Origin of the sequence: Stenotrophomonas sp. SMYL11, from assembly GCF_036320005.1 — a bacterium.
GTDB lineage: Bacteria > Pseudomonadota > Gammaproteobacteria > Xanthomonadales > Xanthomonadaceae > Stenotrophomonas > Stenotrophomonas maltophilia_A.
Genome location: NZ_JAWIRS010000019.1, coordinates 66,101 through 78,961 on the forward strand (window position 1 = coordinate 66,101; position 12,861 = coordinate 78,961).

General features: G+C 66.1%; 11 protein-coding genes. 7 read left to right on the plus strand and 4 right to left on the minus strand.

What is annotated here, in order from left to right:
• Nucleotides 1-164 precede the first annotated feature (164 nt).
• The 5 genes from tgt (at nucleotide 165) to fabV (ending at nucleotide 6,643) form a co-directional block, all read left to right on the plus strand.
• The gene (gene tgt, locus V3B46_RS19640; RefSeq protein ID WP_029379947.1) at nucleotides 165-1,295 is read left to right on the plus strand and encodes a tRNA guanosine(34) transglycosylase Tgt; all 1,131 of its coding nucleotides are present in this window, start codon (nucleotides 165-167) and stop codon (nucleotides 1,293-1,295) included.
• Nucleotides 1,296-1,429: 134 nt separating this feature from the next.
• Nucleotides 1,430-1,774, plus strand: coding sequence for a preprotein translocase subunit YajC (gene yajC / locus V3B46_RS19645; RefSeq protein WP_005409257.1), 345 nt, complete (start codon nucleotides 1,430-1,432; stop codon nucleotides 1,772-1,774).
• Between the two features lie 61 nt (nucleotides 1,775-1,835).
• The gene (secD, locus tag V3B46_RS19650; protein ID WP_329892681.1) at nucleotides 1,836-3,701 is read left to right on the plus strand and encodes a protein translocase subunit SecD; all 1,866 of its coding nucleotides are present in this window, start codon (nucleotides 1,836-1,838) and stop codon (nucleotides 3,699-3,701) included.
• Between the two features lie 15 nt (nucleotides 3,702-3,716).
• Complete coding sequence (gene secF, locus V3B46_RS19655) at nucleotides 3,717-4,697, plus strand: protein translocase subunit SecF (RefSeq protein ID WP_329892682.1); 981 nt, start codon at nucleotides 3,717-3,719, stop codon at nucleotides 4,695-4,697.
• A 686-nt stretch (nucleotides 4,698-5,383) separates the two neighbouring features.
• Entirely contained in the window at nucleotides 5,384-6,643 is a 1,260-nt protein-coding gene (gene fabV, locus V3B46_RS19660) for an enoyl-ACP reductase FabV (protein ID WP_071228982.1), read from the plus strand.
• Between the two features lie 169 nt (nucleotides 6,644-6,812).
• On the opposite strand, the gene V3B46_RS19665 is transcribed toward fabV, so the two are convergent.
• The 3 genes from V3B46_RS19665 to V3B46_RS19675 form a co-directional block, all read right to left on the minus strand.
• Nucleotides 6,813-8,882, minus strand: coding sequence for an EAL domain-containing response regulator (locus tag V3B46_RS19665; protein WP_329892683.1), 2,070 nt, complete (start codon nucleotides 8,880-8,882; stop codon nucleotides 6,813-6,815).
• Between the two features lie 91 nt (nucleotides 8,883-8,973).
• Nucleotides 8,974-10,158: a BaiN/RdsA family NAD(P)/FAD-dependent oxidoreductase gene (locus tag V3B46_RS19670; RefSeq protein WP_329892684.1), complete on the minus strand. Its 1,185-nt coding sequence runs from the start codon at nucleotides 10,156-10,158 to the stop codon at nucleotides 8,974-8,976.
• Nucleotides 10,155-10,703 (minus strand): YaeQ family protein, encoded by a 549-nt coding sequence (locus tag V3B46_RS19675; protein WP_329892685.1) that lies wholly within the window; start codon nucleotides 10,701-10,703, stop codon nucleotides 10,155-10,157. Before V3B46_RS19675 ends, V3B46_RS19670 begins: the two co-directional genes overlap by 4 nt.
• 125 nt (nucleotides 10,704-10,828) lie before the next feature.
• Here V3B46_RS19675 and V3B46_RS19680 point away from each other — a divergent pair, with 125 nt between their 5' ends.
• Nucleotides 10,829-11,707, plus strand: a complete 879-nt coding sequence (locus V3B46_RS19680; protein ID WP_154263253.1) for a pseudouridine synthase — start codon at nucleotides 10,829-10,831, stop codon at nucleotides 11,705-11,707.
• Between the two features lie 6 nt (nucleotides 11,708-11,713).
• Here the strand turns inward: V3B46_RS19680 and V3B46_RS19685 are convergent, their stop codons facing one another.
• Nucleotides 11,714-12,202, minus strand: a complete 489-nt coding sequence (locus V3B46_RS19685; RefSeq protein ID WP_010484520.1) for a YaiI/YqxD family protein — start codon at nucleotides 12,200-12,202, stop codon at nucleotides 11,714-11,716.
• Between the two features lie 301 nt (nucleotides 12,203-12,503).
• Here V3B46_RS19685 and V3B46_RS19690 point away from each other — a divergent pair, with 301 nt between their 5' ends.
• Nucleotides 12,504-12,713 (plus strand): cold-shock protein, encoded by a 210-nt coding sequence (locus V3B46_RS19690; protein WP_004153307.1) that lies wholly within the window; start codon nucleotides 12,504-12,506, stop codon nucleotides 12,711-12,713.
• Nucleotides 12,714-12,861 lie beyond the last annotated feature (148 nt).

The following is a 12,861-nucleotide window of genomic DNA, read 5'->3' on the forward strand; positions in this document are numbered from 1 at the left end:
AAATACGTAGGCCGCCCATCTTGGAGGGTCGACAAGCCAAGGCCAAGGCCAGATGCGACAACCCAACAGTCATGTCGCTTGGACATCGGTCCATTCGGGCCTGGATGGCCGAGGTGCCTGGTTTTGGGAGACAATAGGCGACTATTTGCCTGAACGACCGCTCCATGTCCCGATTGCAGTTCCAGCTCCAGACCCGCGACGGCCGTGCCCGCCGTGGCCGCCTGACCTTCCCGCGTGGCACGGTGGAAACGCCGGCCTTCATGCCGGTGGGGACCTATGGCTCGGTCAAGGGCATCCTGCCGGACCAGGTGCGTGCGCTGGGCGCCGAGATCATCCTCGGCAACACGTTCCACCTGTACCTGCGCCCGGGCCTGGACATCATCGCCGACCACGGCGGACTGCACGGCTTCTGTCGCTGGGATGGCCCGATCCTGACCGACTCCGGCGGTTTCCAGGTGTTCTCGCTGGCCCACCGCCGCAAGATCACCGAGCAGGGCGTGACCTTCGCCTCGCCCACCGACGGTGCCCGCGTGTTCCTGGGCCCGGAAGAGAGCATGAAGATCCAGAAGGTGCTCGATTCGGACGTGGTGATGATCTTCGATGAGTGCACCCCGTACCCGGCCACCGAGGACGTGGCGCGCCGCTCGATGGAGCTGAGCCTGCGCTGGGCCCAGCGCAGCCGCAATGCGCATGACGAGCTCGGCAACGACGCGGCCCTGTTCGGTATCGTCCAGGGCGGCGTGCACACCGACCTGCGCAGCCGCTCGGCCGAGGCCCTGCAGGCGATCGGCTTCGACGGTTACGCCATCGGTGGCCTGGCCGTGGGCGAGCCGGAGCACGAGCGCAACGCCATGCTCGACCACCTGGACCCGGAACTGCCGGGCGACCGTCCGCGCTACCTGATGGGTGTGGGCCGGCCGGAGGACCTGGTCGAGGGTGTCGCACGTGGCGTGGACATGTTCGACTGCGTGATGCCGACCCGCAACGCGCGCAACGGACACTATTTCACCTCGTTCGGCACCGTCCGCATCCGCAATTCACAGTACGCGCGCGACATGGACCCGATCGAGCCGGGCTGCGGCTGCGTGGCCTGCACCGGCGGCTATACCCGTTCCTACCTGCGCCACCTGGACCGCTGCAACGAGATGCTGGCGCCGATGCTGGGCACCCTGCACAACCTGTTCTATTACGAAAAGCTCATGGCCGACATCCGTGCGGCCATCGAGGCGGGAACCTTCCTGGCCTTCCGTGAGTCTTTCTACGCGGCACGCGGGGCGGTCGCGCCGCCCCTGTAACCCGGACGCCCCCTGCCAAACGGCCCAAGGACGAATGCCCGGGGCCGTGGCATACTTCAAGGCTGACCCAGATCCGCGGTCGACACCTCGTGCCCGTGAAAGGGCCGAAGCGCCGCCCAACCAAAGGACCAACGATGAACCTGCTTGCCTTCCTGATTCCCGCCGCCCACGCCCAGGCCGCCGGTGGCCAACCGCAGGGCATGGGCCTGACCACGCTGCTGTTCCCGGTCATCCTGATCGCCATCATGTACTTCCTGATGATCCGCCCGCAGATGAAGCGGCAGAAGGAGCACAAGGCCATGCTGGAGAAGATCAAGCGTGGCGACGAAGTGCTGACCAACGGCGGCATCGCCGGCATCGTCACCGACATCGGCGACAACTTCATCACCATTGAAGTGGCGGACAACGTGCGCATCCGCGTGCAGAAGGGCGCTGTCGGCAACGTGCTGCCGGCCGGTACCCTGAAGTCGGCCCAGTAAGCCACTCCCTTTCCGATGCACAACCGCGGCGCCGGGGATGGCGCCGCGCGGGACCCAAGCAATGCTCGAATTTCCACGCTGGAAGTACGTCGTCATCCTGATCGTACTGGCGCTCAGCGCGCTGTACGCGCTGCCCAACATCTACCAGAAGGACCCGGCCCTCCAGATCACCGCCAACCGTGGCGGCCAGATCGACGATGCGCTGCGTGACCGTGTGCTGGCCGACCTGAAGAAGGCCGGTGTCGCCACCGTCGGTGCCGAGAAGGAAGGGGAAAGCCTGATCGTCCGCCTGCCGGACCTGAAGGCGCAGTCCGCTGCCAGCGACGCCCTGCGTGACACGGTCGGCGAAAAGTACACCGTGGCCCTTAACCTGGCCTCGACCGTGCCGGACTGGCTGGCCAACCTGGGCGGTCGCCCGATGGTGCTGGGCCTGGACCTGCAGGGTGGCGTGCACTTCGTGCTTCAGGTCGACCAGAAGGCCGCCCTGGACAAGCGCCTGGACGCCTACACCGAAGACGTGCGCAGCACCCTGCGCGACGCCCGCATCCCTTACCAGTCGGTGGAACGCCGCGCTGACAACAGCATCGTGGCGAACCTGAGCCCGTCCGCCGGTGACGACGCCGCGCAGCGTGCCCGCACCGCCCTGGTGAAGGCGCAGCCGACCCTCGGCTACGACGTCAGTGGCAATCGCATCACGGTGACCGTGCCGGAAACCGAGATCACCCAGATCGCCAACGGCGCCATCGAGCAGAACATCAACACCCTGCGCAACCGCGTGAACCAGCTTGGTGTGGCCGAGCCGATCATCCAGCGCCAGGGTGCCGACCGCGTGGTGGTGCAGCTGCCGGGCGTGCAGGACACCGCCGAAGCCAAGCGCATGATCGGCGCCACCGCTACCTTGGAATACCGGGCCGTGGTGGACGGTAATCCGACAAGTGTCGCTGACAAAATTGTGAGTGGCCGCATTCCGCCGGAGGCGAAGATCTATCAGCGTCGTGATGGCGGTGGTCCGGTCCTGCTGAACAAGCGCGTGATCGTCACCGGTGACCAGATGGTCGGCGCGCAGGCGGTGACCGATTCGAACAGCGGCTCTCCGGCGGTCAGCGTGACACTGAACAATGTCGGCGGCCAGCGCATGTTCGACTTCACCAGCGCCAACGTGAACAAGCCGATGGCGGTGGTCTATACCGAGCGCGTGCCGACCGTGACCGTCGTCGACGGCCAGGAAGTGCGTGGCTTCAAGGTCAACGAGGAAGTGATCTCGGTGGCCAACATCAACGGCGTGTTCGGCAAGAACTTCCAGACCACCGGCCTGCAGAAGAAGGAAGCCGAGGACCTGGCCAAGCTGCTGAAGTCGGGTTCGCTGGCCGCGCCGATGGACTTCGTCGAAGAGCGCGTGGTCGGCCCGAGCCTCGGTGCCGAGAACGTCAAGAACGGTATGCGCGCGGTGGTGTTCGCATTCCTGTTCACCCTGGTGTTCTTCAGCGTCTACTACCGCATGTTCGGCGTGATCACCTCGATCGCGATGCTGTTCAACCTGCTGATCGTGGTGGCGGTGATGTCGCTGTTCGGCGCGACCATGACCCTGCCGGGCTTCGCCGGCCTGGCGTTGTCGGTCGGCCTGTCGGTGGACGCCAACGTGCTGATCAACGAGCGTATCCGTGAAGAGCTGCGTGCCGGCGTGCCGGGCAAGACCGCGATCGTGACCGGTTACGAGCGTGCTTCCGGCACCATCCTCGACGCCAACCTGACCGGCCTGATCGTCGGTGTGGCGCTGTTCGCATTCGGTACCGGTCCGCTGAAGGGCTTCGCGCTGACCATGATCATCGGTATTTTCGCCTCCATGTTCACCGCGATCACCGTGTCGCGTGCGCTGGCGACGCTGATCTACGGCCGCCGCAAGAAGCTCCAGAACGTGGCCATCTGACGGGACGACACGCACATGAAACTGTTTCCGCTGCACATCCTCCCGAACGACACCAAGATCGACTTCATGCGCTGGCGCCATGTCGCGATGGTCGTCACGGTCATCGTGTTCCTGGCCTCGGTCGCCATCATCGGCGTGAAGGGCTTCAACTACGCCCTGGACTTCACCGGAGGCACCCTGATCGAAGCCCGCTTCGACAAGGCGGTGGACGTCGAGCAGGTCCGTACCAAGCTCGAGGAAAGTGGCTTCGACGGTGCCCAGGTGCAGAGCGTCGGTGGCAACACCGATCTGCTGATCCGCCTGGCCCCGCACGGTGAGCACGCTGCCGGTACCGGCGACGCCGCGCACGAGGACAAGGCCACCGCCGCCGCCGTGGTGAAGGCACTGTCCACCGCCGACAACCAGGCCACCGTGCTCCGCAATGAGTTCGTGGGTCCGCAGATCGGCAAGGACCTGGCGATGAATGGCCTGTACGCCACCATCTTCATGCTGGCCGGCTTCCTGATCTACATCGCGGTGCGCTTCGAATGGAAGTTCGCGGTCACCGCCAGCATCGTGGCGATGTTCGACCTGATCGTGACGGTCGCTTACGTGTCCCTGCTGGGCCGTGAGTTCGACCTGACCGTGCTGGCCGGCCTGCTGTCGGTGATGGGCTTCGCGATCAACGACATCATCGTGGTCTTCGACCGCGTCCGCGAGAACTTCCGCAGCCTGCGCGTGGACTCGATGGAAGTGCTGAACCGTTCGATCAACCAGACGCTGTCGCGTACGGTGATCACCGCGGTGATGTTCTTCCTGTCGGCGCTGGCTCTGTACATGTACGGCGGCAGCTCGATGGAAGGCCTGGCCGAGACGCACATGATCGGTGCAGTGATCGTGGTGCTGTCCTCGATCCTGGTGGCGGTGCCGATGCTGACGATCGGTTTCCTGCGCGTCAGCAAGCAGGACCTGCTGCCGAAGGCGAAGGACGTCGAGGCCCTGGCTCGTCGCCCGTAAGCGTTCGCGCTGCACGCAATGCACAGAGAACCCCGCGCAAGCGGGGTTTTTTGTTGGCAGGGCTGCGCCCTGCACCCGCTCAATGCAACGGCAACGTCAAAAGCCGGAGCTGGCTTTCTGCTGGTTGGGCGGGGCCATGTGGGTTGGCAGGACACGCCGTAAACCCGTCCTTGGGGGCTCGATGGCGCCATCCATGGCGCCAACGGTCCTGCCAACCCACATGGCCCCACCTCCGACAGATTCCTGCAACTGTTGGTAGCTGTCGACCTTGGTCGACATATCTGTCAGATAATCAAACTTGGATCAGATCTACTGTGTCGACCAAGGTCGACACCAACCAGAGAAGAATGCCGTTCCGACAGATCGCGGGAAGCTGTCGAAGGCGGAGTGGGTCCGGTTGCGGGGGCGTGAGCGCCATGGATGGCGCGACCGAGCCTCCAGGGACGGATTCACGGCGTCCCCCGCAACCGGACCCACCCCGCCATCCCTCAGGAAACCCGCTTTTGCTCTGGCTCTGGCTTCCAGCGGGTGCAGGGTGCAACCCTGCGAAAGAAACACCACCCTACGCCAGCGTCGGTTGTGCATTCGGCCCACGCGCACTACGATCCTGCGGTTCGCGCGCGCAGGCGCGCGCCTGTATTCCTGCTGAGCGCCCCGTGCGCCGCATCTGCCAACCCGAGGTATCCATGGTCATCAAACCGCGCGTCCGCGGCTTCATCTGCGTCACCACCCACCCGACCGGCTGCGAAGCCGCGGTCAAGCAGCAGATCGACTACATCCGCGCACGTCCACCGATCCAGAATGGTCCCAAGCGCGTGCTGGTGATCGGCGCCTCCACCGGCTACGGCCTGGCCGCGCGCATTACTGCCGCCTTCGGTAGCGGCGCCGCAACCCTGGGCATCTTCTTCGAGCGCCCGGGCAGCGAAACCAAGCCGGGCACGGCCGGCTGGTACAACTCGGCCGCGTTCCATAAGTACGCCGACGAAGCCGGCCTGTACGCCAAGAGCATCAACGGCGATGCCTTCTCCGATGAAGTAAAGGCCAGGACCATCGAGATGATCAAGGCCGATCTCGGCCAGGTCGACCAGGTCGTCTACAGCCTGGCCGCGCCGCGCCGCAAGCATCCGAAGACCGGAGAGATCATCAGCTCCACGCTGAAGCCGATCGGCGAGCCGATCACCCTGCGTGGCTTGGATACCGACAAGGAGGTGCTGACCGAGACCCATCTGCAGCCGGCGACCCCGGAAGAGATCGCCGGCACCGTCGCGGTGATGGGCGGTGAAGACTGGCAGATGTGGATCGATGCACTGGCCGATGCCGGCGTGCTGGCCAACGGCTGCACCACCACCGCCTTCACCTACGTGGGCGAAGAGATCACCCAGGCGATTTACTGGAATGGCTCGATCGGTGCGGCCAAGAAGGACCTGGACACCAAGGTGCTGGGCCTGCGCGAGAAGCTGGCCAAGATCGGTGGTGATGCACGCGTGTCGGTACTGAAGGCCGTGGTCACCCAGGCCAGCTCGGCCATTCCGACCATGCCGCTGTACCTGTCGCTGCTGTTCAAGGTGATGAAGGAAAAGGGCACGCACGAGGGCTGCATCGAACAGCTCGACGTGCTGTACGACATCCTCTACGGCGGCAAGGCCGATGGCGTGGCGGTCGATCGCCTGCGCCACGACCTGGTCGATGGCGATGGCCATACCGTCGCGCTGGTCGATGACGAAGGCCGCCTGCGTGCCGATTACAAGGAAATGGCCGCGGACGTGCAGGGCAAGGTGGTCGCGCTGTGGCCGCAGGTGACCAACGAGAACCTGTACGAGATCAGCGACCTGGCCGGCTACAAAGCCGACTTCCTGCGCCTGTTCGGTTTTGGCGTGGAGGGTGTCGACTACGAGGCCGACGTCAATCCGGACGTGAAGATCGAAAACCTGGTCGACATGACCTGATCGACGAAGAGGCCGGCGAAAGCCGGCCTTCTCTTCTGGTAGTGGCGGGGGGGGGGGGGGGGGCCGGCCGGGCGGGGGGCGGGGGGGGGGGGGGGGGGGCGGGCCCCCCCCGCCCCCGCCCCCCCCGGGGGGGGGCGCGCCCCCCCCCCCCCCCCGCCACTACCATCGGTCACCCGAACTCGAAACCCATCTCCGGCAACGCCGGGCCGACGAAGTCGCCCTGCACGTAGTCCACGCCGGCGCTGAACAGCAACGTCATCGAATTGGCATCGCTGACGAACTCGGCGATGGTGCGGATGCCGGCTTCCTGCGCGCGCGCGGTGATCTGGCTGATGCGGTCGATGTTCTCGCGGGTGGCCGCCAGATCGCTGGTGAAACCGCGGTCCAGCTTGAGGAACTGCGGCTGGAAGTGGGCCAGCAGCTGGAACGAATCCAGCCCCGAACCGAACTGCTCCAGGCCGATGCGGCAGCCCAAGGGCGCCACTTCGGCAAGGAACTGCTGCGCACTGCGCAGGTGGGTGAACACCTTCGCTTCCGGCGCATGCAGCCACAGCCGTTCACCGGGTACACCCTGAGCCTGCAGCTCGCGGCGCAGGGTGGCAATCATCTGCGGGTCGTCGAACGATTCCGGCGTTACCTTCACCAGCATCTGCGTGGCATGGCCTTCGCGTGCGCGCTGGCCCAGCACCGCGATCGCCCGTGACACCACCCAGCGGTTGATGTCGGCCAGCAGGCCGTGTTCCTCCGCGATACCGAGGAACGCGGTCGGGCTCAGCAGTTCGCCATTGTGTTCCAGGCGCAGGTAGGCCTCATACAGTTCCAGCGACTCGCCCTGAAGGTTCAGCACCGGCTGGTAGTGCAGCTGGAAGCCGTCCCCGGCCAGCGCTTCACGGATACGGGCGACCCAGCGCAGCACGCGTTCTTCCTCCACTCGGTCGGCAGCGGCCGGGTCGAAGATGCGGCAGGTGTTGCCCAGTTCGGCGGCGGCCTGCGTGCATTCGCTGGCGCGTGCCAGCACCTGGCCGATGCTGGCGATCTTCTCGCCCACCTGCACGCCACCGATGCTGACCGTTACCGTGGCCGAACGCGCGCCGATGCTGAAGACGTGTGCGGCGTAGGCTTCGCGGATGCGCTCGGCCAGCGCCACGGTCTGCGCGTAGGGCCCGGCCTGCAGCACGGCGAAATTGTGTTCGCCGAAGCGGGCCAGCTGCGCGTCCTCGCCAACCACCTCGGCCAGCAGCGCGGCGAGGGCGCCGATCAGGGTGTCGGCCGAGGCCAGGCCGATGTCCGGCAGCAGGCGCGCGTAGTGGTCCGGCTCGATCAGCAGCAGGCCGAACTGGCCTTCGCTGCGCCCGGCCTGGGCCACCGCGCTTTCCAGCTGCAGCATGAAGGTCGGGCGATTGAGCAGGCCGGTGACCTGGTCGCGCTGGCGCAGGTCCTCGACCTCGCGCGCCAGTTCCGGGTCGAACTCCATGCGGCGGCGGAGCACCACCTGCAGGCAGGACTCGCCTTCATAGGTGGCGGCAGTGAATTCCATCGTCGCGGGAAACGCACTGCCGTCCTCGTGGCGGGCATCGAGCTGGTACTGCGGCGGCGGCGCTTCGCCACGGCTGAGGCCCTTCAGCAGCTGCTTGAAGCCCTCCACGTGCTGGGCGGCGACCATGTCCAGCAGCGAGATGCCCTCGATGTCGTCGAAATGCTCGTAGCCGAACATCTCCAGATAGGCATCGTTGGCGCGGATGTGCATGCCTTCGTGCACGTAGGCGATGGGATCGCGCGAGGAGGCGATCAGCGCGTCGCAGCGGCGCTCGGTTTCGCGCATCTGCGCCTCGATGCGGCGCAGGCCGCGACGCGCCTGCAGGTCCACCCACTGGTCGCGGACCACGGCGAGCAGATGCTCCGGACGCTGGCGCAGGGCGAGGGCACGGATGCCGTGGCTGCTGGCCTGTACCAGTTCGTCTTCGTCGATGCGCTCGGCCAGCAGCACCAGCGGAATGTCCTTGCCGCTGGCGGCAATATGCTGGGCCACCAGCGGCAGCGGGATGCCCTGCGAGGGCGACGCCAGCACCAGGTCGATGGCCTGGCTGGACAGCACCTGGGCCAGTTCGGCTGCATCCTGCGGGCGCCACGGCCGTACCGCGATGCCGCTGTTGCGCAGGGTGCTGACGATGGCTTCGGCATTCTCGCCGCTGTCATCGACGATCAGCAGGCGGATGGTGATGTCGTTCGCGTTCTGCATGCACTGCTCCCCAATCTGCGAATCTAGATACACGATGCGCGGCGAACCGTCCATGCGCGCGCCCCTTGCACGCATCGAACGGCGATGTGGTTCACACCACGCCACCGGCTGCGTGGCCGCTGGCCCAGGCCCACTGGAAGTTGTAGCCGCCCAGCCAGCCGGTCACATCCAGCACCTCGCCCACGAAATGCAGGCCGGGCACGCGCTTGGATTCCATCGTCGAGGACGAGACCTCGGCAGTGTCCACGCCGCCCAGGGTGACCTCGGCGGTGCGGTAGCCCTCGGTGCCACTGGCCACCAGCGGGAACGCGCCCAGCAGCTGTGCGGCCTGGCGCAGCACCGGCTCATCCAGTTGGCGCACGGGCCGGTCAGGCAGCCAGTGCTCGCACAGCCGCTGTGCCAGCCGCTTCGGCAGCACCTCGCCCAGTACAGTACGTAGTTCTGCGGCAGGCCGCTCGCGCTTCATCTGGCGCAGCCACTCGCCGGCATCGTGGCCGGGCAGCAGGTCCAGCTCCAGCGCGTCGCCGGGTTGCCAGAACGAGGAGATCTGCAGGATCGCCGGGCCACTCACGCCGCGATGGGTCAGCAGCATGAAATTCTGGAAGCTCTTTCCGTTGCAGCGCGCCTCGATGGGCAGCGCCACGCCGCTGAGATCGGCCAGCCGTTCCTGGTGCTTGCCGCTGAGCGTGAGCGGCACCAGGCCGGCGCGGGTCGGCAGCACCTGGTGGCCGAACTGTCGGGCCACTTCATAGCCGAAGCCGGTGGCGCCCATGCTGGGAATGGACAGGCCGCCGGTGGCCACCACCAGCGAGGCGCAGTGGAACAGGCCATGGGTGGTGTGCACGCGGAAACCGTCGCTGCCGTGCTCGATGCGCTGCACACTGCAGTCGGTACGCACCTGCACGCCTGCCGCCTGGCATTCGTCCGTCAGCATCTTCACGATCTGCTTGGACGAGACATCGCAGAACAACTGGCCCAGCTCTTTTTCGTGATACGCGATGCCGTGCTTGCTGACCAGCTCGATGAAGTGCCAGGGCGTGTAGCGCGCCAGCGCCGACTTGCAGAAGTGCGGGTTGGCCGACAGGAAATTGGCCGGGGTGGTACCGGTGTTGGTGAAGTTGCAGCGGCCACCGCCGGACATCAGGATCTTCTTGCCAACCTTGTTGGCATGGTCGATCACCTGCACCTGGCGGCCGCGCTGGCCAGCCGTGATTGCGGTCATCAGCCCGGCCGCACCGGCGCCGATGACCACCACGTCGCAGCGGATCGTGCTCATGCCTTGGCGCGCTTGCGCCAGTTCGGGATCACGTCGAGCTGGATCTGGTCGTTGAGCAGCTGCACTTCACCGTCCTGGATCAGCACGCTCCAGCGCATCGCGCGCTGGATCTGCTGGCCCCAGCGCTCGACGAATTCACCGTTCAGATCAACCACCGAGAGATTGTCGAAACGCGCCAGGCCCTTGCCCTGCTTGCCCCACCAGATCTCCGAGGCGTTGCCGCCGTAGTTGATCACCTGCACCTGGCGGCTGCGGTTGCTGGCCTTGCGGATGCGCGATTCGTCCGGATGGCCCAGGTCGATCCACTGCAGGATGTCGCCGGTGTAGTCGTGTTCCCACAGGTCCGGCTCATCGTCGGTACTCAGGCCGCGGCCGAATTCCAGGCGGTCGCCGGCGTTCAGCGCGAAGGCGAGCAGGCGCACCATCAGTCGTTCGTCGGTCTCGGACGGGTGCTGGGCCAGGGTCAGGTTGTGGGTCGCGTAGTAGCCGCGATCCATGTCGCTGATCTGCAGTTCGGCCTTGCGGATGGTGGCGGTAAGAGCCATGGGGGATCCGTGGACTAAAGACGTCAATGATAGAGGTTTGCTCCAAGGGTGTCCGTTGCCGGGCTGTCTGCGCAGTGTCAATGGTGGCACTCTTGGCGATCTTTCCCGTGGCCGGAATGGACGCCATGACCCTGCCCAGCCAACTGCAGCTGCCCCCCGGCCACTGGCCCAGCCTGCTCGATGGCCTGTGCGCGCGTTTCCCGCGCATCGACCGCGCGCAATGGCAGGACCGCTTCGCCCGAGGCCGCGTGCAGGATGCGCAGGGCAGGGCACTGGCGTCGGACATGCCGTGGCAGGTGGGGCTGGAAATCCAGTACTTCCGCGAGGTGGCCGACGAGCCGGTGATTCCCTTCGCCGAGACCATCCTGCATCTGGATGCGCACCTGCTGGTGGCCGACAAACCGCACTTCCTGCCGGTGACGCCGGTCGGTGGGTATGTACGGGAAACCCTGCTATCGCGCCTGGTCGCCCGCACCGGCAACACCGAACTGGCGCCGCTGCACCGCTTGGACCGGCTGACCGCCGGCCTGGTGCTGTTTTCCACCCAGGCAGCCACGCGTGATGCCTATCAGCGGCTGTTCCGCGAGCGGCGCATCGGGAAGACCTATGAGGCGCTGGCACCGGCGCTGCCCGGGCTGGCGTTTCCGTTGCGGCGGGACAGCCGGCTGGTGCCAGGGGAGCCGTTCTTCCGCATGGCCGAAGTGCCGGGCGAGCCCAATGCGCACAGCCGGATCGAGCTGATCGAGGCCGAGGGGCCGGTCTGGCGCTACCGGCTGCTGCCGGAAACCGGCCGCAAGCACCAGCTGCGCGTGCATATGGCGATGCTGGGCGCCCCCATCGAGGGCGATGACCTGTATCCGCAGCTGAGGCCGCGCCCGGATGAAACGGTCGAGTCGCCCCTGCAGCTGCTGGCGCAGGGGCTGGCCTTCGACGATCCATTGAGTGGGGTGCGTAGGCGGTTCAGCAGCCAGCGTCGCCTGTGCCTGCCCGGCCAGGGCGGGTAGGGCCGTTCAGCGAACCGGGCGTCGGGCCAGCCAGCGGTCCAGCTCGGCGGCGAACAGCTGCCGGTCGCGCGGGCCCAGCGGCGGCGGGCCCCCGGTCTGCACCCCGGCGCCGCGCAGCTCTTCCATGAAATTGCGCATCGACAGCCGCTCGGCCATGTTGTTCGGGGTGTACAACTGGCCGCGTGGGTTCAGGGCCACCGCCTTCTTCTCCAGCACCAGCGCAGCCAGCGGGATGTCCTGGGTGACCACCAGGTCGCCGGCGGCGACCCGTTCGACGATGGCGCTGTCGGCCACGTCCAGGCCCTGGGGGACCTGGATCGAGCGCAGCCAGCGTGAGGGCGGGGTCCGGATCCATTGGTTGGCGACCAGGGTCAGCTCGATCCCAACGCGTTCAGCGGCACGGAACAGGATGTCGCGAATGACGGTGGGGCAGGCGTCCGCGTCTACCCAGATGCGTGGGAGAGCGGGTTCAGCTTGGGTTTCAGCTTCAGTCATTTACCCAGTGTAGGGTAGGAAAATCCTGAATGGGGACTCGGGGTTAGCCTCGATCGGCTGCCAGCCCTTGTCACGTCTAGCGGGCGGGGTCTGCCCATGAACGTCCGGGCTATCGCTTTTTGCAGAAAACACGCGTATCGTTCGTCCCACTGTGTTTGCTAGGGTCACCGTGAATCGTGGCCTGGTGCAGTTGATCTCACGATCCGCTCATCGATCCGCTTTACCAACGCCTGCAACTCAGTCTCGGCCCCGATACCCGGTGGCTGCGATTTTTTCAACATGTGTTTCAGGAGTTAGTCAAATGTCTGATCGTCAGACCGGCACCGTCAAGTGGTTCAACGACGCCAAGGGCTTCGGCTTCATCACCCCGGAAAGCGGCCCGGACCTGTTTGTGCACTTCCGTGCCATCCAGGGCACCGGCTTCAAGACCCTGCAGGAAGGCCAGAAGGTTACCTTCATCGCCGTCCAGGGTCAGAAGGGTATGCAGGCTGACCAGGTGCAGGCGGTCTAATCCGTCTGCTACCGTTTGGTAGCCAGAACGCCGGAAGCGAAAGCTTCCGGCGTTTTTTATTGCCCGCTGTTTTGTAGAGTCGTGGGGGGGGGGGGGGGGGGGGGGCGGCGGGGGGGGCGGGGGGGGGGGAAAAAGCACGGGCCCGGGG